This window comes from Nitrosopumilus cobalaminigenes, assembly GCF_013407145.1.
GTDB classification, from domain to species: domain Archaea; phylum Thermoproteota; class Nitrososphaeria; order Nitrososphaerales; family Nitrosopumilaceae; genus Nitrosopumilus; species Nitrosopumilus cobalaminigenes.
Genome location: NZ_CP026993.1, coordinates 1,307,393 through 1,327,869 on the forward strand (window position 1 = coordinate 1,307,393; position 20,477 = coordinate 1,327,869).

Below are 20,477 nucleotides of genomic sequence, written 5' to 3' on the forward strand. Positions count from 1 at the left end.
ACTAGTCTTAGACGTGTGATTAGAATCTAAATTATTCAGAAATATTATTTTATTTTGATAATTTCATGAATCCTTCTTTGATTAAAAATTGGATTCCTTCAACAAAGGAATTGTCATCAATTTGACCATCAGCCCACCATCCTGCATTATTTTTAATCCAAGCAGGGATTTTGTTATCTTGAGAAACAGAACCTTGTTCAGTTATTGGAATTTTCATGAATCCTTCTTTGATTAAGAATTGGATTCCTTCAACAAAGGAATTGTCATCAATTTGACCATCAGCCCACCATCCTGCATTATTTTTAATCCAAGCAGGGATTTTGTTATCTTGAGAAACAGTGTTTTCAGATGAATTAATTTCAAATGAGATAATTGCAATCGTTGCCTTTGAGTTACCATATTGAGCTTTTACAGTAAATTTCCCTTCACTGAATTTTTCATTTAATGATACCTCATGAGAAAAATTCCTATCAGAATCTACAGAGGTTTTCTGAGTTACAATAAGACTATTTCCAGAACCAAAAATTGTAATTCGTAATGTTCTATCTTCATCATACTTGTTTACAGCTCCAGAAAATATTACAGATTCTCCAAGAAGATATGATTCTTTATCAGATTGAATATCTACAGTGTAATTATTTGAACTGTTTTGTTCAGGAGGTCCACCATATCCTAAGACCATTTGTCCAGTAGAAAATACCAGTATTGAAATTATTGAAATAATGAAAATATTTTTTGTCATCATGATTGAAATTTGATATATCTTTCTGCATTTAAACGGTTAGAAGATTGGGGTAATTTTCTATTTTACAATAATTAAAACAAATGGACCTTGCTCAGCAATTGGGATATTATTTCGATCCCATACAAAAGTTTCAATAAAATACAATCCAGATTTTGTAGGAATCCAATCTATTGTCTGAGTTTCTTCTCCAGTTCCAATAAATCGTCCATCAAATTTTCCAATATACTCAACGTATGGAGATTCACCAGATTCTTTTATCTGAACATAGTAGGTATAGGCAGTTTCATTTGATTCTTGATCTGCTGCAAATTGAATCCAAGTTTTACTCTTAATGTTTACAGGAGAACCAACAGTTAACTCAGATAACGGATTGCCATTAGAATCCTCTACAGATACACCAGAAATTGTAATTAGTTTATCAGGAATTCGTGATTCAGGAATTGGGATATCTACCAAGTCAGAAATAAAAACACTAGATTCTGCAAATAAGAAAAATCCTACTGCTCTAGAATCAATTTCTTCATCTAACTCAAAGGATACATCAGTGTTCAAATCTACGTTTCCTAGTTCTATTGTAGATACACTTAGAATTCTTGGAGGTTCAAAGCCATCATAAAATGCAAGATGGACTTTAGTATCAGAACTTGGAGCTCCTCCATTTTGAAGAACTCCTGAAAATCTAAAGGATTTGTCTAAAAATACATCAGTAGAATATACAGTAAGTCCTTTTTGTTTTTCTACAGAGGAATCAAATCCCAATAGAGAAACGGATGCCTCAGTGATGGCAGGATTTGGGGTTTGAGAACGTATTGAATAAGTAGATTTTCCATTTGGAGCAATTACCTCAAGAGTTGTATTTCCCTGTACAATTTCTAAAGGAGTTGGATCAAAATCATCATAGAAATTTACTTGAATTTTGACATTAGTTACAGGGGTTAAGGGATTGTTATTTTCAACAATTCCAACCACAACAGTATGACCTTCTGAATCTTGATACACAAATGGTGATTCATCTTGTAATGAGACGGTTAGTGTTGGAGCATTATCATAGTATTCTTGAGAAAAACCTTGTGAAATAGGAATTAAGAGTAATACCAAAAATGAGCATAAAATTACTTTCATCATAATTTTCTTTAGTTTGGAGATTAATTTCAGGTAGCATAACAAATAGTGAACAAGAAAGGTAACAACGTTAAACCCAGTTTACACTAAAAGTTAGAAGAATAAAAAGAAATTAAAAATAGATGTAATTATTTTATTTTCTCTTTGCGGTAATTGCTAACCAGTAAATCAAACCTGGTGCTAAACCAACAATGAGTGGAATCCATACAGGCCATCCATCGACTACACTTGCCATAAGAGAAAACCGAAACTTATCCTATTTAAATCCATCCAGCAGTCTGAATTTCAGCATAGATCGGGAAGTTAGAAAGTGGACCGGACGGAATTTGAATCCGTGACCCCCCGCGTGCAAGGCGGGTATACTACCAGGCTATACTACCGGCCCACACGAAGAATGAATAAACTGTGGATTTTAATTGTTGTCTTCTTGGCAAGGATTTTATTTGAAAACATGATCGATTCAACATGGTACTTTTAGAATCTCAAATCAAACTAAAGACAGGAGACATAGCTCCTGATTTTGAATTAATGGGAATTGATGATAAAAAACATTCATTGAATGATTATAGTAACTACAAGGGAATTTTAGTAATTTTCATGTGTAATCATTGTCCATATGTTAAAGCCAAAGTAGATGCACTCAATGAACTCTATGAAAAATGTGGAAAAGACATAGCAATAATTGGAATTAACAGTAATGATTCTATAGATTATCCAGAAGACAGTTTTGATGCAATGAAAGAAACAGCAAAAGAGAAAGGATTTGGATTTGATTATTTAGTTGATGAAACCCAAGAGATTGCTAAGAAATATGGTGCAATGTGCACTCCAGACCCATTCTTGTTTAATGCACAAAAACAACTAGTTTTTCATGGAAAAATAGACAATGCAATGAAACCAGATGATGAAGCAACTGAAAAAACAATGATTCTCAATATGGAGAAATTAATTGCAGGTGAAAAAATTGAAAAAGATTTTGACCCCTCAATTGGCTGCTCAATCAAGTGGAAATAAAATTAAACTTAAATGACTCTAGCCTAGAGATTTGTTCGTGGGCTCGTAGCTCAGCTTGGCTGGAGCGTTCGACTGATAATCGAAAGGTCATGTGTTCGAATCACATCGGGCCCATTTTTCATTATTTTAAATTTTCAGATACTGTATGAGACCATTGTAAAATTTCTTCAATTTTTTCAGATACCAAGTCAGAATTCATTTTTGTTTTTTTAGATGCTTTTCCACAAAGGACCAATTTCATTTTTTCCCCAGATTTCTCTTTTATTGGATTAATAGAATCTGCAAAAAAGTTTAGGCCTTCATCAGTTTGTGAAAAGACGACTATTACCAAAATACCAGGTTTTTGCTTCCAAATTTTAGATATTAATTTTTGAAAATCAAGATCAAACAATACATCAATTGCTGAGGACATATCTCCCAAATGAGAAACCTTCCAACCATCAGAATGGTAAACTGCAGATGCTGCTTCAGAATACAATCTACTTTGAGCATCAGATGCAATGACTACAATGTTCTTTTTTACATCAGAGACCACTTGAATCTGATTAAAAATTTGCAGGGATTTTGATATGGTATTCATTAAGAGGTTTTGTTCTGAAGTTCCAATTTTTCCATCATCAAATAATTTCTTCACATGATCAATTGATGGGAAAATCACTTCTAAAATCAAACGATTTACTGTTCCTCCAGAATGCAAACAATTACGAATTAAAGAATAAACTTGGTCCTCAGTTCCTTTAACCAAATATTCAAGATATTGTGGTGCCACTTTGAAATAATCATCAGGGAAATTGAATGATTCTTGTCCTGGTTCTAAAAACCACAAAGTAACATTTCCAATGTTTTTTTGTCGGAGCAATCCTTCAGCTGCAAAAACTTTGAGATATTTTGACATGGTAATTCTGTTAATTCCAATTTTTTCAGAAATCTCTACTCCAGACATTCCAGAGACGGCATCATCTAATACTGAAATCAGTTTTTGTCTTACCTCTTCTGTAGAGTAACCTTTTCCCATAGTGCTCTTGGACTATGGTATTCTATAAAGACTAATTTTCATTAGTGCCATGAGGCATGAGTTTAGAATAAAACATTATATACTTAGTACTGTATAGTACGGTAAGGAAAAGTAAATTGCCAAAAGCCGGATTCAAATCAATCACTGTCTCAGAAACTGTTTATGATAAATTCCATGAAGTTTATCAAAAGAGTAAAGACGACCTAACAATGAAAGGGGTCAACAGTTTTGCTGGCTATGTAACTTACATGTTAGAGGAGATGATGCAAAAGGACAAGACCTTTGCAAGATATGCTCCAAAGATTGAAAAAATTTCAATTGATGATGACCGTGTTGTACTAAAAGATAATATTAAAAATAGAATTGCCGAAGTTGCGATTCAGAAAGGAGAATTGTTTTGTCAACTATGTGATGAGAAAGATTGTGTCCACGTTGGATTTGTATTCTCATTACCAGATGTTTACGAAGTCCTAAACTCTAGAGGAATTAAAAATCCAAGATAGAGTGGAGGAGGTGGGATTTGAACCCACGAACTCCTGAGAGACAGGATCACCCATTATTTGATCTTAAGTCCTGCATGTCCAAAAGCACAAAGTGCTTACTTTGGCCAGGCTTGATTACTCCTCCAAAAGGATAAAAATCTGAGTGAAATTTAACAGTTTAGAGTAAATTCGCCCAGAATGAAGAATTATAAGGATTTTCTGCAGGGTGAATTTGTGCTTCGGTAGCTCAGTCTGGTAGAGCGTTACATTGGTAATGTAAAGGTCACGGGTTCAGATCCCGTTCGAAGCTCCTTATTCCTTAATTATGTAAATTATCATGAATTTCGAGTAAATTACAAAATTTGTATTTAAGCTATTCTGAGACTAGGAAAAAGTTAGTTCAAGATCAAATTATTTTATCTAAAGCACAGTTAATGATTTTTGCAATAGCAATTATTGAAACAAGTTTACCGACAAATTGCAACTACCCCAAAACCATTTGTAAAATGGGCAGGTGGTAAACGTCAACTAATTCCTATCTTAAATGAAAATCTCCCAAAATCTTTTGGCACGTATTTTGAACCATTTATCGGGGGAGGTGCATTATTGTTTCATATTCTTACTGAGAGAAATGCTCAAAAATGCAGTATCTCAGATTTGAACACAGATTTAGTTTTAACATACACTACAATTCGAAATAGAATAGATGAACTAATTTCGTCTCTAAAAAGCCATGAAAGAAATTATCAAAAAGATTCAAAAACATACTATTATTCAGTTAGAGAATCTAATCCTAGAAGCGAAATTGAAAAAACATCAAGATTGCTCTTTTTGAATAGAACTTGTTTCAACGGATTATACAGAGTCAATAGTAAGGGGAAATTCAATGTACCTCTAGGCAGTTACACAAATCCTAACATAGTAAATGAAGAGAATTTACGCTCAGTTAGTGCCATTTTGAACACAAGTAAAGTCGCTATCAAATGTAGAGATTTCGAAGCAGTTCTAAGAGATGCAAAAAAAGGAGATCTAGTATATTTTGATCCCCCATATCAACCAGTAAGCGAAACTGCCAATTTTACAAGTTATACAAATAAGAGCTTCACATATGATGATCTTAATAGATTATCTGAACTTTGTATGAAGTTAGACTCTAAAGGATGTAAAGTTCTATTATCAAATTCTGATTCAAAAGAAGTTGCAGAAATATTCTCAAACAAATCTTGGAAAATAAATAGAATCCAAGCTAATCGTTCTATCAATTCAAACTCCAAAAAACGAACTGGACACTTTGAGTTATTGATAAAAAATTATTAGGAAACTTCAAACAAGATTTTTTTAATTTTCATAATCAAAAAATTTTGTAGAGAATACTCTAAGGAATAGATAATAAAATGAAAAGGAAAAGGTTGGAGTTTTTAGTCCCACTTTGACCAAGCGGCCATCCATCTGTATGTCCAAGTGTTCAATTTACAACCTAAAGCTGCAAATGTACATGCCAATACTGCACCTGCACCTGCACCGAGAGCAACTGGGCTGTTATAGAATTTACCTACTTGCGGTTCGATTGGTGTCATATATGGTGGCAATGTTGGTCTTGGATATTTGAATGCCGTTTCTAGTGGGTCTGCTACTGTTATCAGGTTTACCATGTTGAACAATGGTAATGACATTCCTACTAGTACGCCGCCGAACAGTATCAAGCTGTGCTTGTTCTTCTTTGTTGCCCAGTAAACCAAGTCCAACAGCATTGCTGAAGGTAGCCAAACTGGAGTTACAATGAAGTCATATGGATAACCAAGTGCGAACCATGCGCCTTTTGCTACCCATGTGTATACCGTCATAATTAGAGCGTAGTACGTTGCTGTGCCTGGAACGCCTGTAAATGTAAGATAGTATGTAGCACCTACAATTAGCATCAACGTTTGCGATATTGAGAATACCGTGTACGAAGTCCAAGCCCAGTCAGTGTAGAAGATGTAGTCTCCTGCATTAATTGTTAACAGTGTTGAGTTAACTGCAACTACTACTATGAATAAGTAGTGTGTACATCGTCTTAACCAGACCATATGAAGGTGAAGAAACGGTCAGTATATAAAATTTTAGAGTTTGATGAAGATCGTTAATCTAAACTAAAAAGGAAAATGAAAAAGAAGTGTCTGAAGGGTTTATCCTTCTAGTTACCAACGTATAGTGATATGAATAATGTACCTGCTGTAACTGCAGCAATACTGCCTGCTACGATACCATTACTATTCTTGTTGGAACCTTCTTCCATGACTTTAACACAGAAGATGTAACCTATTGCCTCAATGATTGTCAAGACGATGAATGCAAAGTGACCACTTTGAGTTGGGTATGCCCATGGATAATAGAAGTATCCTGCTGCGGTACCACCAAAAGTTGCTAACCATGCTGCCCAGAATGAAATTGTAATCATACCAGTCATGTTTTCAACACGTCTACCAATCATTCGTTCTACGTCAGCGCTTGATGATCCGCCGCCACCGCCAGAACCGAATCCTTTAGGAAGAGTCATTATGGAATTATTCTAATTCAGAATCCTTTTAAGTCTTTCTTAAACTGGGGGGCTAAGTACGATCTACGGCTTTAAGAAAAATAATAAAAATAAAAAATGTGCTAATGCACTTTTTCTAAGGAATTGCTCTGCTGTACAATTTGCCTTCTAAGGCCATCTTGTACATCTCTGCAACGTATGGATTCTCTCCTGGAGTTTCTGCACCAAGTTCTACGAGTCGAGCATATACTCTAACTACGTATGCGAGTGCACCCATGAAAGCCACTACGACTCCCATGTTAAACATCCAGTGATTTGGAACTGCAAAGATTTCTTCTACAAACCAGAAATGCCACATCTCATTGACACCAATAGTAAACATGGTTGCAAGGTAACCAAGAATGGTCATCTTCAATCCAGTGTTCATTGAATTATTTGGGCCTCTAAGAACTGGGATTTTTCTATCATAGATTGCTGCTGCTCCCCATCCAAGTGGTAATGTGATGAAATGGGAATATAGCCACCAGTGAGCTGGTGTAAAAGCACTATCTCTGATAGAGGTTTGATGCAAAGAACCATCAACGAAGTTATCAACTTCGACTGATGCTGCAGTAGAACCCATAGCAATAACGATGAGCCAGATTTTCTTTAGTCTCTGGATCTCAACTTCTTTTGGGATTAATGCGGGCATCTGTGCCATGTATACAATCATGTGAATTCGGAATATAAAGTAAGAGTTCTAGATAGGGGATTTTTTATCCAATATTTTATAATAACTTAGAAATAATATCAAAATATTACATTTTATTATCTTTAAAACTATTTAAATTTGAACATTATTTTATTGATTTCAATGTTATACATCAACGATTAACATTAAAGATAGCATCGATCCTCGCTGTTAAGGTAAAACATATAACGACGTGTTTTGATTCCAAAACTTAGGGATAACTATGGTCGAAAAAAGAATTTTCGTATTTGGACTAGCTGTCGTACTTGCACTAGGAACATTAGGTTTCAACTGGGTTGAATCCGTACTTCCAACTGCAGATGCACACGGTGTCCAAGCACAACTCCAGAGTCGTTTCATCAGAATTGAGGATGAAACCTTCAACAGACAATCCCTACAAACTGGCGAAACCTTGACACTTCAAGGAACTTTAGTTAGTTTAGTAGAAAGAGACCTAAGAGGATGGCTATCCATTTTCACAGAGTCAACCAACGCAGGTAACAGATGGGAGATGTTGGCAAGAGATCCACCAGGAAACGTCTTTGACATTCCAGGTAACTCAGTCATCGATTACTCACTATCTGCCAAAGCACTTGAAGCAGGTGTATACCACGTACACACCCAACTCAATGTAGCAAAAGTTGGTCCAGGACTTGGTCCAGGTCAAACAGTAGTAGTTGAAGGAGATCCAATTATCAAACCAATCCCATATACTAACATCGCATATCAATCAATCATTATCGGTGTTGGATATGTCATTACGTTTGCAACACGACCCTGGCAAGTAATCTAAACCACCCACTTTTCCTTTTCATTTATTAGATATTCCTTACGTTTGGCGTAAGAAAACAGACCAAGTTTTATCTTCTAGAAAACAGTAATGAAAATATGCTAAGTTTCAAAATTACAAAGTTAGATATTTTTCAAAGTTATTTTTTTGGGGAAACAGAATTCCGTTCTGACAAATACAAAGTGAACATACAAAATCAAAGAAGAGGAAAAGTTCTAAAGTTACCTTTTGAGATAAAACCAAAAAGTGAAAAAATTGTTGTGAGAGTATCAGGAGAAGGAGGTTTGTTTATGGAAGATTATCTTCCTTACAAAGGAGAATCAGAATGGCTTGAAATTGACTCTGATGAAATTACCTATTTTCTTGCAGATCATCAAGATCAATGCGATACTATCGAAGTCATGTATGAATAAAGGAAAGGACTTTAAGGAATCTGGTCAAAGCCATCACGATGAAATATCCTGGAATGGGCGATCCCTTCAAAAGGAAAAAAACACTCAGATTTCTAGCAATCACAGCAATTATTGCAATCTCAGTAGGAGTCACCAGTTCAGTTCTTCAAGGTCAGTTTAGTCAAAACGATCCTCTCAAAGTCTGTATTAACGATAGAGATACACCTTACAAAATGAAAATCAGTTTAGAGTTAATTATTGATGGTCTCCCAACAGAGATTCCTGCAAATATCAATGCCGGATTAAATGAAGGAGAATGTAAGAGAACGATGTATACTTTGACAGATGATGGAACCATCTATGTTGAATGGGAAGAAGAATATGATTGGCAAATTGGACACTTTCTGTGGATGTGGGATTTCCCTCTAAGAGATATGGATCAGGATAAATCTACATTTTATGTAAATGATAAAGAATCATCACAATTCATCAATACTCCATTACAAGATGGATATCACTACAAAGGAGTATTCACTACAAAGGATTATGATTCATCCAAAGACAAAGACTTCCTCCCAGAACTAAAACCAGAAAACTAGAATTTGTAGACTTTGTAAAAATTTATTCTAATTTGTATTAAAGAAAAATTCCATAGTTTTCACTGAAGGATATTAAAAATAATGAAAAGATGAAAGTTGGTAATTTTACCAGTATTTACCGTTGTCTGGAATGAGACCGATACCTTCTCTTTCAAAGTGTCTGTCTAATTCATCAACCCATCTTTCACGGTTGTCTTTGTAAGCCCAGCCGTGTACACGTAACCAGAATGAGATAATTCCAAGAAGGAATATTGTGAACATAATGGTTCCGAAGATGTAAATCATTACATCGTAAAATAATGGATCATAGTTTGGTCCTAGTTGTCCTGTGATTGAAGACAGGATGCTTAGGAAAGTACCTACGATAGGAATCATAATAATTTGGCTCTATTTGTGCGATATATACATTTCTTTTATTATCATAAAGTACGAGATCAGTATTCACTATTAGAGAGAAATTTTGTTCTTAGTATCCACTAAGGATAGATAATAAAATAAGAGAAAAGTGAGGATTGATTATCCTCTTCCCATTGCTGCGTATTTGCCTGATCTTCCTCTAATGAAGAAGGCTCCTGCAATACCACCGAACACTGCACCTGCAATAACGGCTGCACCAACTACACCACTGGCATCAAGATATGGAGTTCCTGAACCAGAAGATGGATTTGCTTCAGCTGCTGCGATTCTTCTTGTTTGAATCTCAAGTGCTTCTTCTAATGTGTATGATCCGGTTTGTCCTTCGCTACCTACATTACCCATGTATTGTGCAAATGCTACGGATGAACTTGCAGACATTCCGATAGTGAAGACAGCGATTAAGGATGCTGCTAATAGTATTTTTGTATTCATACTGTTTACCTGCTCGTTTTGGCGCCAGAGACTTATTTAACTTTTATTCTGAACCCCAATTTCGAGTTCAATGTACGAGATCAGTATAAGTAACGTTTAATTCTGTTCTATTATGAGCCAAATCATGGGACGAATGCATACACATAGACACGGAAAATCACATTCCATTAGACCAGCTACACTTCGTGCACCATCATGGATTACTCAAAGTCCTGCAGAAATTGAAGAACTTGTAATAAAATATTCTAAAGACGGTTTAACTCCTAGTCAAATTGGAATTAAATTAAGAGATCAACATTCCATTCCTCTAATCAAACCAATTACCAAAAAAAGTATGGGTCAAATTTTAGAGGAAAATGATTTGAAAGCAGAAATGCCAGAAGATCTTGAAAACATTGTTAGAAAAGCAGTGGGTCTTCAAAAACACCTCAAAGCAAACAAGGGAGATAATAGAAATGTCAGATCTTTGGAATTAATTGAAGCCAAAGTTCACAGACTATCAGTCTACTACAAAAGAATTGGAAGAATTTCCAAAACATGGAAGTATAAATCCGTGGTTGCTCAACTAGAGTAATGACAAAATCACTTGATGAATCACTTTCATTTTTCAAAGATAAAATTACAGATTGTATAAAATCAAAAAAATCAATTTCAGTTACAACTCATATGGATTGTGATGGATTAACATCAGGAAGTATTATCACCAAAGCACTAATCAGAGCAGGAGCAAATTGTACTGTTAGAACATCTAAAGAATTTAGTAAAAATGTTCTAGAATCATTCAAAACAGATTCTCGAGACTTTCATGTAGTTACCGATTTGGGAGGAGGCTTTGCAAATGAATTAGACAAAACACTTGGAGATAATTGGATAGTTTTAGATCATCATCAAATTTCAGACGAAGAGAAAGAAAATCAAAATGTCATAAACTCTTGGAAATATGGAATTGATGGAGGAACAGAAATCTGTGCTGGAGGTATGGCATATTTAGCCTCAGTAGCCCTTGATGAAAGAAACTCAGATTTATCAGCACTAGCTATTGTTTCAGCATTAGGGGATAGGCAAGACCAAGGAGAAAGAAAATCATTTACTGGTAAAAATTTTGAAATTGCCAACATTGCAAAAGAGCAGGGTTTGGTCGATATTGATTTAGATTTGTTATTGGTAGGTAGAGAAACAAGACCACTTGCAGATGCATTGGCATTTACCTCACAGCCATTTATCGAGGGATTAACATGGAATAGAGAAGCATGTTTTTCAATCCTAAATTCCTCAGGAGTAAATCTGAAAGAAGAAGGCAGATGGAGAGTTCCAGCCGAACTAAATGAAGAAGAAAAGAGACAAGTGATTGAAGCAATTACAAAATTTGCCTCTGGAAAAAATGCCACGGAAATAATGACAGAGTTAATCGGATATACCTACACATTCCCAAGAGAAGATAATCGAAGTTTCCTACGAGATGGAAGAGAATATTCAACCATGCTAAACTCATGTGGAAGAATTAATCGTTCAGGTGTTGGAATGGCAGTTTGTATGGGAGATCGAAATAAAATTCTAAGAGAAGCTGAAACTATTCTAACAGATTATAGAAAAATGATTAGAGAATATATGAATATTTTATCTAATGAAAGATGGAGAATTTCTGAAAGTGAGACATGTGTTATGGTAAATGGTGAAGATATAGTCCCAGAAACAATGACTGGGACAATTTCATCACTCATTGCAGGTTCTCCTAAAAATTCAGGAAAAATTGTAATCTTGAGAACAAAGGCTGAAGAAAATACCATAAAGTTCTCGTCACGAAAATCATTTAGTTGTACATCAGATATCAACCTCAGTGAAATAATGAGAACAGGTGCTGAGAGATTTGATGGTATAGGTGGAGGTCACAATGCAGCAGCTGGAGCAAAAATAACTAAAGACAAATTGGATGAATTCCTCAAATATTTAGAAGTAAATGTCGTTAACGTGTCAAGTTCAGGTAACTCTCAATAACATATCTAAAGAAAAAGCCGAAACGGTGAAAAAAGCCTTAGAGCCAGACAATGTGGATTTTCCAGAAGGATTGAGTCTTTATGTTGAAAATATTGATAACAAACTAGTTTTTAATTTCGAAAGTAAAAAGAATATGAAACATCTTACCAGTACAGTTGATGAAGTAATGGAACATATCCAGGTTGCACTAATGGTGATAGAATAAATGCTAGATCCAAAAATTATCAAGGAAAAATCCCAAGTCATTAGAGATATGCTCAAAGCTAGAGCAGTGGATTTTAATTTAGATGCATTAATTGAGTCAGATCAAAAAAGACGTGAATTCATTCTCAAAACAGATGAATTACGAAAAAAGAAAAATGAGATAGGTATTCAAATTGCTCAAAAGAAGAAAGCAGGAGAAAACACAACTCAGATTTTAAATAAGATGGTTCAAGTTTCTGCTGATCTTACAAAATTAGAATCTGAACAAGAATCAATTGAAAAAATCTATTCTAAATTATCATTAACAATTCCAAATCTAATTCATGAATCAGTTCCAATAGGAGATGAAAGTGCAAACAAAGAAGTGAAGAAATGGGGGAATATTCCAAATTTTGATTTTAAAATAAATGATCATATCGATATTTCAGAAAATTTAGATTTAGTTGACCTTGAAAGGGCAGCAAAAGTAGCTGGTGCCAGATTTTATTATTTAAAAAATGATCTTGTAAGATTAAATCAATCACTGATTCACTATGGATTAGATTTTCTAGCAAAAAAAGAATATTCTTTGGTTCAGCCTCCATACATGATTAATAGAGAATCAATGGAAGGAGCAGTAATTGCTGATGATTTTGAAGAAGTCATCTACAAAGTAGAAGAAGAAGATCTGTACATGATTGGAACATCTGAGCATGCCATGGCAGCAATGAGAGCAAAAGAAATCATCGAAGGTAAAGAATTACCCTTAAGATATGCTGGTGTTAGTCCATGTTTTAGAAAAGAAGCAGGTGCACATGGAAGAGATCAAAAGGGGATTTTTAGAGTTCATCAATTTGATAAAATCGAACAGTTTGTATTTTCAAGACCTGAAGATTCTTGGAAAGAACATGAGAAAATGCTAGCTGTTGCTGAAGAATTTTATCAAAGTTTGGAAATTCCTCACAGAGTCATGCTATTATCATCTGTAGATATGGGAAAAGTCTCAGCAAAAACATATGATATTGAAGCTTGGATGGCAGGACAAAATGCCTATAGAGAAATAGTTTCATGTTCAAACTGTTTAGAATATCAAGCAAGACGATTGAAGATTAGATTTAGAGATAAAACAAATGAAGATACACAATATTTGCATACTCTAAACAGTACTTTGATAGCCACAACCAGAGTTATGGTATCAATTATGGAGAATTTCCAAACCAAAGATGGACACATTAGAATTCCTAGTGTTTTACAGAGTTACATGGGAAATCAGAAAGAGATCTAGTGATATACCCTTATATTTTGGGTTCAAAGGTCGTTAATAATTGGCACGTAGAAAAGGTCGAGTAAAGGACAAGTGGCGAGAAAAACGCTGGGTTACAGTATATGCACCAGATTCGTTCAACAATGTCCCGATCGCATATGTTCCAATAACAGATGATGAAAATGCAGTTGGAAGAGTTTTAGAAGTTACATTATATGATATTCTAAAAGGTGATCCTTCACAACATCAATACAAAATCTATTTCCAAATCAACAAAGTTGAAGGTGACAAAGCAACAACAATTTTCAAGAGATATGAGTATTCAAAAGAATTTTTGCGTAGTTTAGTTAGAAGAGGTTCTTCAAAAATTAATTTCATTATCGATATTAAAACAAAAGATGGCTATATCTTTAGAATCAAATTACTTGCATTAACACATAGACAACTTAACACATCTAGACAACATGCACTCAGACTTATCGCAAGAGATGTAATTAACAAAACAATTCCTGAAATGACAATTGATCAATTTGTTCAAGCAACATGTTATAGTAAAATTAATTCAGACATTATGGCAGCATTCAAGAAAGTAATTAGAGTAAGACATGTAGGTCTTGAGAAAGTCAAACTCATTAGAACTGCAGATAAAGAAACAAAATTACTTGAAGCATAATCAAGTAAAATTTATCTTTCATAATTATGGTTCATAAGATTGAAATTTCAATTCATGTGATAGTTCATGCAACTGAAGATATTACAAAAATTTTCCAATCTTTTGAAGATGTTTTGAATGTAAAAGAAGAAGATTTTGTAATTGAGGAGACAGAAGGACATTACGAAAATCCAATAACATTACTAAATGCAAATATTGTAAAAAAACAGGCTCAAAATCTTATAGATAAACTGCTTGAACTTCTCCCAGATGATCAAGTGGAAGATTTGATTGAAGAAATTGAAGACAGGATAGAAGATTCTAGATTCCATTTAAGATTAGACAAACAAGAACTTGTGAAAGGTAATCTAGTCGTAAAAGAAAAAGGCACAATAAAATTAAAAATTCACACACCCATTTACAACAAAAAAGACACTGTCAAAATATTTTCTGAAATTTTGAAGATTGTCAACTAGATTAAATAGTAATAAAACAACTATACAATTTGGGAATGAGGAAATAACAGCCGCTCCAGTCTGAGCGAAAGCTTTGAAGACGCCGCGACGAACCGACCCCTTTTATCGATCAATATTTTCAATATACAGATTTTGTAGACTATTTCATGGTATTATTTTAAATACGGATAAACAGACCGGAATATCGTGTCAGATTATGATGTTATCATAGCAGGAGGAGGTCTTGCTGGGACAATTACTGCACAAGCTATTGCTCATTATGGAAATCAAAATCTGAAAATTTTAGTTGTTGATAGAAATACAGAATTTCTACCAGGTAGAAAATCATTAGCTGGTTGGGTATGTGGAGATGCATGTTCAAAAGAAGCAGTTGATTTTATGTCAGAGAGAATCAAAGTTGAATGGACTAGACCTGAAATTGAACATGATGTAAAAGGAGTAATGGCATTTTCACCTGACAAAGAAACTTCAATTCCTTTTGATGGTGATGGATTTATGTTAAATCGTCAAAAATTACCAGAAATTCAAAATGAAAGATGTAAAAAAATGGGTATCGAATTTGAATATGAAATTAATCTTACAGGCTTAATCTACGAAGGACAACAAGCAGTTGGAATTCAAGGAGTAGATAATAAAACAAAACAGCCATACAAAAAAACAGCAAAAATTGTAATTGATGCTACAGGGGTTACATCCATGCTTAGAAATGGACTCAAAAATTCTACAAAAGTAGAAAAAAGAATCGATAGACGCGATTTAGAATCTACTGGAAGATACATCATGCATTTTGAAAAAGGTGAAAATGATCTTACTGAATTTGATCCAGATTATTGTATTATTCATTTAGATCAAGACATTGCACCAGGTGGATACGGATGGGTATTTCCAAAAGGAGACACTAAAGTTAACATTGGTCTAGGTGTTGAGAAATCTCTTTTAGATAGAAGGAACAAACGACTAGGTAAAAAAGACAATGTTGAATCACTAATGAAAGAATATCTTCACAGAAATACTGCAATTAAAAATCCAAAATTATCAGAGGAACCACAAGACATTAACAATAATTCAGGAGTATTCCAAGTTTCAGTTAGAAGACAAAATGATTGCATGGTATCTGGAGGATATATGATGGTTGGAGATTCAGCATGGATGCCAAAACCAATTGATGCTGGTGGTATAGGTCCTGCTTTGATTGCAGGTACAATTCTAGGAAACAATGTAGCTCAAGCATTAGAAGCAAATGATGTTTCTGAAGCAGGATTATGGCAATACAATTTAGATTACATCAAAGAGTATGGATACAAAACTGCAGGTCTTGAACTCTTTAGACGATTAATACAACAAATGTCCAATGAACAAATTAGTTATGGTATGAAACACTTTTTGGGTAAACTTGATGCTGAATCAATCAGTAAAGGTGAACATCCAGACTTTTCAGGATTAGGAAAAGTTGGCATGATAATCAGAGGTGCAATGAATAAAACAGTTGCAGATGGACTCAGATACACTTCTAAAGAAAATCAATGGTTAGTTGAACATTATAATAATTATCCAAAAGATCCATCAGGATTTGATGATTGGAATAAAACATTACATCAAAGACTAGAGGAAGCATTTACAAAAATAGAATCATTTGATTCTAAGAACTAATATTAAATATTGTAGAAATCATTGAAAACATACTTTGGAAGAAGCTCAATATCTTGATTGGAATAATTCAACTCAAATTCTAAACAAAGCATATGAAGCAGGTCTTTTTGTGCTCATTATCGGTCCAAAAGGAACTGGTAAAACATCTCTAGTCAGAGATTTTGCTAAAAACAAGAATATCAATCAAGAATCAATCAATTTTAGTCTCAGAACTAGAGAAAGTCATTTGATTGGAACTAAAACATTGACAGATGGTACTGTGAGTTTTGAAGAAGGATTACTCATAAAATCCATGACGAGCGGAGATATGCTTTATCTAGATGAAATTAATTCAGCAGAGGCAGATGTCTTACTCAGATTAGATGAGGCATTAGATGATAGACGTCAAATTGTATTAAAAGAATCAACGGGAGAAGTTGTTAAAGCAAAAGAAGGATGGTTTGTAGTTGCTACAATTAATCCACTATCACATAGTGGAACAAAAGAATTACCACCACAATTACTGAGTAGATTTCCAGTAAGAATAAGATTAGAATATCCACCAGAAAATATAGAATTAGAAATTGTGAAAAAATATGTTTCAGGAAATCATGAAGCAGAAATTATTCAAGCAATTAAACTAGCAAATACATTAAGACAAGCTGCCGCTGTTGAAGAATTATTTTATTCACCCAGCTTACGAGAGACCATTGCTTTTGGAAAATTATTAGACAAGGGAATGTCACCAAAAGAAGTTGCAGATATTGTTTTTGGAAATGTCTATACACAATGGGGCAATATTGAATATCAAAAGGTAAGTGACATTATTACTTCGATGTTTGGAAATTAAATGCAATTAATTAAACTACAAAACGATTCATTAGTTGAAATAGCAACTTTTCTTGTTAGAAGATGGTCTGAAAAAGACAACATTACAATAGAAATTTCAGATAAGACAGAAACTAAATCACGATTAAAAGAAAATAAAGTAATCATAACTCCATTAGAAAAAAGAATTGGGGACGATTTCCAAAAATATCGTCAATTTAGAACATCACTATGGTATGAAGCCATGAGAATAAAGTATTGTAAAAAAATTCTCAGTGATGATCATGCATTTGGTTTTATTCTCAATACAATGGAAACTCAAAGGATTGAACAGTTGGGAAGAAAAGTTTGGAAGGGGATGGATAATGAAATTCTATTCAATTACACCTACATGCTAGTTTCACGGCCTCAATTACACACAGTTTATGGAAAAGCAAGGATTGTAGAGGCATTTTATCAATATTTTATGTTCGGCGTAATCAAAGGAGAGATGCAATCAAGTAATTTTGAGAAAATTAAAAAAGCAACAATATTCGCAAAAAAAATTGTCAGTCAAGCAATTGATGAAAAACAAGATACTGATTGGGTTGAGAAAAAAGTTAGTGAAATAATCAAAATGCTGGATATTGATTCCCTTCTAACCATTCCAATATCATTACCATTTATGAAAGCTGGAATGGCATTATCAGAAGAAGAACTACTAAAGGTCTTAAAAATAATTTCAAAAAATAAAGAAGGAGACATAGGAACTGTTGATCCTTCGTCAATTCTTCGCGGGGATGATGTGTATGACGAATACAAAGTGTTGCTAGATGAAAATAAAAAAACAGAAAACAAAGGATTATCTTCTGAAACTATTGGGATTCAAATTCCATCTACAAGAAATGTAGATGAATCAATAATCTACGATATGCGATTGATAAATGGATTGAAAATAAAATTTAAAGAATGGAAATCAGGTTGGAAAGAACAACATCTTAGATCTGGAGATGAATTTGATGAAGAAAACTACATTGAAGGACATGAACCATTTTTTACAGATGTGAAAAAATCAATTAAAACAAAAATTGTAATTTTATTGGATCATTCCTCCAGCATTGCATCTGATGCTATTGAATACAAAAAAGCAACTCTAGCACTTTGTGAAGTCTTGGCTTTTCTTAAAGTAAAATTTGCAGTTTACGCCTTTAGTACAGAAAACAGAGCAATGGTATGCTGGTCAATAAAGCCTGATAACGTTAAATGGAATAGCATAACTGCAAAAAGACTAGCACAAATTGTTGCAAATGGTTCTACACCATTAGCAGAGGTATATGGCAAAATGTTTCCAACATTGCAATCAAAAAGACCAGATATTTTTTTGACATTAACTGATGGTGAGCCATCAGATCCAGATGCAGTTAGAAGTATGACAAAATCATTCAAAGGATTGGGGATAAACATGGTTGCGTTAGGATTAGGCCCAAACACTATCAGAGCTACCACAATAGCCAATAATCTAAAACATTTAGGATATGAAAAAACCATGGCAGTGAGTAGGTTAAATGATATTCCAAATAAGGTAATGAGTATTTTAGAAGGTTAATTTTTCAAAATTATATCAGGATGTTATATATGAAGCAAAAAATTGAATGGTTCTAGAGAAAATATGGCTGAAATAGATTTCGATAAACCATTACTTGAGAAGTTTGAGCAAGAAATTTGGAATAAAATTCCACATTTAGAAGGAGGAAAAGTGGTTAACGCAACTCCATTAGTTGATCTTACAAGTGATCTTAAAGAATGTGCAAAAAGTGTGTACAAATTGGATATTTCAGATTTAGATTTGAAAGTGTATGGAAAATTTGATGCTAATTTATTATCAGGTTCAATCAAAGTTAGACCTGCAATTCACATAATGCATGATGCCATTAAAACAGGTAAATTGAAAAGTGGTCAGACAATCATCGAGGCAACATCAGGAAACTTTGGAATTGCTTTAGGCCAAATGTCAAAGCTTGGATTAACTGTAGTGTCACTTGTTTCAAGAAAATTACAAGAAGGAGTCTTTAAGGAATTAAGAAATGAAGATATTCGAATTATGGATCTTGATATGGACATTTGTCCAGCACCAGGTATGAAAGACAGTGATGCTGATGCATTAAAAGCCAAAGCAACTGCAGGCAATGTTCGTTCTCAATTAGCAGAATTAGGTTTTGATCCTACAATTTTTGATAATTCAATTTCTGAAATTGAAACATTGCTAGCTGCACAAGACATTATCAATTTAGCAAAATTACTTGCAAAAATTTATGGATTTTTCTGTCCTGAACAGTATGATAATGAATTAAACATTAATGCTCATGAAACTATTACAGCGGTAGAAATTGAACAACAATTAAAAGAAAATTCAGATTCTTTAGAAGATTATAGAATTTGGTGTTCCTTTGGAACAGGTGGCACATCTGGAGGATTAAGCAGATACATGAATGAGAAATACGGAAAAAAGGCAATTCATGTTGTATTCCCAGTCCCAGGTCAAGATGTAGCAGGAATTAGAACAAAGGCCAAAGCTGATGGTTTGAAATTGTATAATCCAGATACATATGAAGCTGAACATGAAGTGGATTTCGGACAAGCAAAACATTTGCTAAAATTCTTTGTAGAAAAAGGTCACAATATTGGTGAAAGTACTGCACTTGCACTATATTCTATTCTAGAAAAGCTTAGTGACGGAGACAAGGGTAAATTCATAGTTGTAGTTGCTGATGGTATTGAAAAATACAAGAAAAACCTTGAAGCAATGTCAAAAAATCAACGCATTCAAGTCTCATTAGATGAAGCAGCATCAAGTGTTCAAGAATATGACAAAATAATTTGGGTTCACACTTCATACACTCCAAAAGAAGAAGGAATTGAAATGATTGCAAAATCGCTAGGCGTTGATAAAGAAAAAATTGCAATTCCAAAGGCAAGTACAATAAATCAATTATTATCTACACAACAAATTCCAGATGAATTAAACAAAGATCTAGATGGCTCTAAGGGTAAATCATTGTTAATTTGTATGGCTGGAAACACATCATTAATGACTGCTCAAGTGCTTGCAAGTAAAGGCATAGTAACAGAAAGTTTGAATGGAGGCATAACAAATTTGCCAGAAGGACAAGGCAAAAATCCAGGTCAATACATCAAAGCAGCTACTGAATAACAGC

Annotated in this window: 23 protein-coding genes, 4 tRNA genes and 1 pseudogene; 18 read left to right on the forward strand and 10 right to left on the reverse strand. The window is 34.0% G+C overall.

Annotated features, from left to right (window positions below; translation table 11 throughout):
- Positions 1-49 precede the first annotated feature (49 nt).
- From C5F47_RS09695 to C5F47_RS08095, 3 genes and pseudogenes are all read right to left on the reverse strand, one after another.
- Positions 50-322, reverse strand: a pseudogene (locus tag C5F47_RS09695) (hypothetical protein); the annotation flags it as partial.
- Between the two features lie 480 nt (positions 323-802).
- Positions 803-1,870, reverse strand: a complete 1,068-nt coding sequence (locus C5F47_RS08090; RefSeq protein ID WP_179360575.1) for a hypothetical protein — start codon at positions 1,868-1,870, stop codon at positions 803-805.
- Positions 1,871-2,178: 308 nt separating this feature from the next.
- Positions 2,179-2,252 (reverse strand) — tRNA-Ala (locus C5F47_RS08095).
- Positions 2,253-2,332: 80 nt separating this feature from the next.
- On the opposite strand from C5F47_RS08095, the gene C5F47_RS08100 reads away from it, so the two are divergent.
- The gene (locus C5F47_RS08100) at positions 2,333-2,881 is read left to right on the forward strand and encodes a thioredoxin family protein (protein WP_179360576.1); all 549 of its coding nucleotides are present in this window, start codon (positions 2,333-2,335) and stop codon (positions 2,879-2,881) included.
- 39 nt (positions 2,882-2,920) lie between these two features.
- Positions 2,921-2,995: transfer RNA gene (locus tag C5F47_RS08105), tRNA-Ile, on the forward strand.
- Positions 2,996-3,002: 7 nt separating this feature from the next.
- On the opposite strand, the gene C5F47_RS08110 is transcribed toward C5F47_RS08105, so the two are convergent.
- Positions 3,003-3,896 carry a B12-binding domain-containing protein gene (locus C5F47_RS08110; protein ID WP_179360577.1) on the reverse strand — a complete coding sequence of 298 codons (894 nt, stop codon included), beginning with the start codon at positions 3,894-3,896 and terminating at the stop codon, positions 3,003-3,005.
- Between the two features lie 116 nt (positions 3,897-4,012).
- Here C5F47_RS08110 and C5F47_RS08115 point away from each other — a divergent pair, with 116 nt between their 5' ends.
- Positions 4,013-4,399, forward strand: a complete 387-nt coding sequence (locus C5F47_RS08115) for a hypothetical protein (protein WP_014965810.1) — start codon at positions 4,013-4,015, stop codon at positions 4,397-4,399.
- 2 nt (positions 4,400-4,401) lie between these two features.
- Here the strand turns inward: C5F47_RS08115 and C5F47_RS08120 are convergent.
- Positions 4,402-4,523, reverse strand: a tRNA-Leu gene (locus C5F47_RS08120).
- 91 nt (positions 4,524-4,614) lie between these two features.
- Between C5F47_RS08120 and C5F47_RS08125 the strand changes: the two genes are divergently transcribed.
- Together C5F47_RS08125 and C5F47_RS08130 are read left to right on the forward strand one after the other, a co-directional pair.
- Positions 4,615-4,688 (forward strand) — tRNA-Thr (locus C5F47_RS08125).
- A 146-nt stretch (positions 4,689-4,834) separates the two neighbouring features.
- Entirely contained in the window at positions 4,835-5,695 is an 861-nt protein-coding gene (locus C5F47_RS08130) for a DNA adenine methylase (protein WP_179360578.1), read from the forward strand.
- A 101-nt stretch (positions 5,696-5,796) separates the two neighbouring features.
- Here C5F47_RS08130 and C5F47_RS08135 read toward each other — a convergent pair whose 3' ends face one another.
- The 3 genes from C5F47_RS08135 to C5F47_RS08145 form a co-directional block, all read right to left on the reverse strand.
- Positions 5,797-6,447, reverse strand: coding sequence for an ammonia monooxygenase family protein (locus C5F47_RS08135; protein ID WP_067959013.1), 651 nt, complete (start codon positions 6,445-6,447; stop codon positions 5,797-5,799).
- 107 nt (positions 6,448-6,554) lie between these two features.
- A complete protein-coding gene (locus C5F47_RS08140; protein WP_179360579.1) occupies positions 6,555-6,917 on the reverse strand; it encodes a hypothetical protein in 363 nt (120 codons plus the stop codon).
- 115 nt (positions 6,918-7,032) lie between these two features.
- Positions 7,033-7,596, reverse strand: coding sequence for a methane monooxygenase/ammonia monooxygenase subunit C (locus C5F47_RS08145; protein WP_179360580.1), 564 nt, complete (start codon positions 7,594-7,596; stop codon positions 7,033-7,035).
- A gap of 253 nt (positions 7,597-7,849) precedes the next feature.
- Between C5F47_RS08145 and C5F47_RS08150 the strand changes: the two genes are divergently transcribed.
- From C5F47_RS08150 to C5F47_RS08160, 3 genes are all read left to right on the forward strand, one after another.
- A complete protein-coding gene (locus C5F47_RS08150; protein WP_179360581.1) occupies positions 7,850-8,419 on the forward strand; it encodes a methane monooxygenase/ammonia monooxygenase subunit B in 570 nt (189 codons plus the stop codon).
- 95 nt (positions 8,420-8,514) lie between these two features.
- Entirely contained in the window at positions 8,515-8,829 is a 315-nt protein-coding gene (locus C5F47_RS08155; RefSeq protein ID WP_179360582.1) for a hypothetical protein, read from the forward strand.
- A 38-nt stretch (positions 8,830-8,867) separates the two neighbouring features.
- Positions 8,868-9,407: a hypothetical protein gene (locus C5F47_RS08160; RefSeq protein WP_179360583.1), complete on the forward strand. Its 540-nt coding sequence runs from the start codon at positions 8,868-8,870 to the stop codon at positions 9,405-9,407.
- A gap of 105 nt (positions 9,408-9,512) precedes the next feature.
- Here the strand turns inward: C5F47_RS08160 and C5F47_RS08165 are convergent, their stop codons facing one another.
- Together C5F47_RS08165 and C5F47_RS08170 are read right to left on the reverse strand one after the other, a co-directional pair.
- Complete coding sequence (locus tag C5F47_RS08165) at positions 9,513-9,782, reverse strand: hypothetical protein (protein WP_014965818.1); 270 nt, start codon at positions 9,780-9,782, stop codon at positions 9,513-9,515.
- A 141-nt stretch (positions 9,783-9,923) separates the two neighbouring features.
- The gene (locus tag C5F47_RS08170) at positions 9,924-10,256 is read right to left on the reverse strand and encodes a hypothetical protein (RefSeq protein ID WP_179360584.1); all 333 of its coding nucleotides are present in this window, start codon (positions 10,254-10,256) and stop codon (positions 9,924-9,926) included.
- Positions 10,257-10,380: 124 nt separating this feature from the next.
- Between C5F47_RS08170 and C5F47_RS08175 the strand changes: the two genes are divergently transcribed.
- The 10 genes from C5F47_RS08175 (at position 10,381) to C5F47_RS08220 (ending at position 20,473) form a co-directional block, all read left to right on the forward strand.
- Positions 10,381-10,830, forward strand: coding sequence for a 30S ribosomal protein S15 (locus C5F47_RS08175; RefSeq protein WP_179360585.1), 450 nt, complete (start codon positions 10,381-10,383; stop codon positions 10,828-10,830).
- Positions 10,830-12,251, forward strand: a complete 1,422-nt coding sequence (gene recJ, locus C5F47_RS08180) for a RecJ family nuclease (RefSeq protein WP_179360586.1) — start codon at positions 10,830-10,832, stop codon at positions 12,249-12,251. Before C5F47_RS08175 ends, recJ begins: the two co-directional genes overlap by 1 nt.
- Entirely contained in the window at positions 12,214-12,456 is a 243-nt protein-coding gene (locus C5F47_RS08185) for a KEOPS complex subunit Pcc1 (protein WP_179360587.1), read from the forward strand. Before recJ ends, C5F47_RS08185 begins: the two co-directional genes overlap by 38 nt.
- Positions 12,457-13,719 carry a serine--tRNA ligase gene (gene serS, locus C5F47_RS08190; RefSeq protein ID WP_179360588.1) on the forward strand — a complete coding sequence of 421 codons (1,263 nt, stop codon included), beginning with the start codon at positions 12,457-12,459 and terminating at the stop codon, positions 13,717-13,719. It begins immediately after the preceding gene.
- Positions 13,720-13,759: 40 nt separating this feature from the next.
- Positions 13,760-14,371 carry a 30S ribosomal protein S3ae gene (locus tag C5F47_RS08195; protein WP_179360589.1) on the forward strand — a complete coding sequence of 204 codons (612 nt, stop codon included), beginning with the start codon at positions 13,760-13,762 and terminating at the stop codon, positions 14,369-14,371.
- Between the two features lie 26 nt (positions 14,372-14,397).
- Positions 14,398-14,826, forward strand: coding sequence for an RNA-binding domain-containing protein (locus C5F47_RS08200; RefSeq protein ID WP_179360590.1), 429 nt, complete (start codon positions 14,398-14,400; stop codon positions 14,824-14,826).
- Positions 14,827-15,012: 186 nt separating this feature from the next.
- A complete protein-coding gene (locus C5F47_RS08205; protein ID WP_179360591.1) occupies positions 15,013-16,476 on the forward strand; it encodes an NAD(P)/FAD-dependent oxidoreductase in 1,464 nt (487 codons plus the stop codon).
- 34 nt (positions 16,477-16,510) lie between these two features.
- Complete coding sequence (locus C5F47_RS08210) at positions 16,511-17,305, forward strand: AAA family ATPase (RefSeq protein WP_179360592.1); 795 nt, start codon at positions 16,511-16,513, stop codon at positions 17,303-17,305.
- Entirely contained in the window at positions 17,306-18,868 is a 1,563-nt protein-coding gene (locus tag C5F47_RS08215; protein ID WP_179360593.1) for a vWA domain-containing protein, read from the forward strand. It abuts the gene before it with no gap.
- 63 nt (positions 18,869-18,931) lie between these two features.
- Positions 18,932-20,473: a pyridoxal-phosphate dependent enzyme gene (locus C5F47_RS08220; protein ID WP_179360594.1), complete on the forward strand. Its 1,542-nt coding sequence runs from the start codon at positions 18,932-18,934 to the stop codon at positions 20,471-20,473.
- Positions 20,474-20,477: the final 4 nt, after the last annotated feature.

Bases quoted from the DNA above. Each gene is read 5' to 3' on its own strand.
- serS (WP_179360588.1), top strand. From the start codon at position 12,457: ATGCTAGATCCAAAAATTATCAAGGAAAAATCCCAAGTCATTAGAGAT.
- C5F47_RS08165 (WP_014965818.1), bottom strand. From the start codon at position 9,782: ATGATTCCTATCGTAGGTACTTTCCTAAGCATCCTGTCTTCAATCACA.
- C5F47_RS08220 (WP_179360594.1), top strand. From the start codon at position 18,932: ATGGCTGAAATAGATTTCGATAAACCATTACTTGAGAAGTTTGAGCAA.
- C5F47_RS08100 (WP_179360576.1), top strand. From the start codon at position 2,333: ATGGTACTTTTAGAATCTCAAATCAAACTAAAGACAGGAGACATAGCT.
- C5F47_RS08145 (WP_179360580.1), bottom strand. From the start codon at position 7,596: ATGGCACAGATGCCCGCATTAATCCCAAAAGAAGTTGAGATCCAGAGA.
- C5F47_RS08185 (WP_179360587.1), top strand. From the start codon at position 12,214: ATGTCGTTAACGTGTCAAGTTCAGGTAACTCTCAATAACATATCTAAA.
- C5F47_RS08200 (WP_179360590.1), top strand. From the start codon at position 14,398: ATGGTTCATAAGATTGAAATTTCAATTCATGTGATAGTTCATGCAACT.
- C5F47_RS08160 (WP_179360583.1), top strand. From the start codon at position 8,868: ATGAAATATCCTGGAATGGGCGATCCCTTCAAAAGGAAAAAAACACTC.
- C5F47_RS08215 (WP_179360593.1), top strand. From the start codon at position 17,306: ATGCAATTAATTAAACTACAAAACGATTCATTAGTTGAAATAGCAACT.
- C5F47_RS08175 (WP_179360585.1), top strand. From the start codon at position 10,381: ATGGGACGAATGCATACACATAGACACGGAAAATCACATTCCATTAGA.
- C5F47_RS08140 (WP_179360579.1), bottom strand. From the start codon at position 6,917: ATGACTCTTCCTAAAGGATTCGGTTCTGGCGGTGGCGGCGGATCATCA.
- C5F47_RS08110 (WP_179360577.1), bottom strand. From the start codon at position 3,896: ATGGGAAAAGGTTACTCTACAGAAGAGGTAAGACAAAAACTGATTTCA.
- C5F47_RS08090 (WP_179360575.1), bottom strand. From the start codon at position 1,870: ATGATGAAAGTAATTTTATGCTCATTTTTGGTATTACTCTTAATTCCT.
- C5F47_RS08170 (WP_179360584.1), bottom strand. From the start codon at position 10,256: ATGAATACAAAAATACTATTAGCAGCATCCTTAATCGCTGTCTTCACT.
- recJ (WP_179360586.1), top strand. From the start codon at position 10,830: ATGACAAAATCACTTGATGAATCACTTTCATTTTTCAAAGATAAAATT.
- C5F47_RS08150 (WP_179360581.1), top strand. From the start codon at position 7,850: ATGGTCGAAAAAAGAATTTTCGTATTTGGACTAGCTGTCGTACTTGCA.
- C5F47_RS08155 (WP_179360582.1), top strand. From the start codon at position 8,515: ATGCTAAGTTTCAAAATTACAAAGTTAGATATTTTTCAAAGTTATTTT.
- C5F47_RS08135 (WP_067959013.1), bottom strand. From the start codon at position 6,447: ATGGTCTGGTTAAGACGATGTACACACTACTTATTCATAGTAGTAGTT.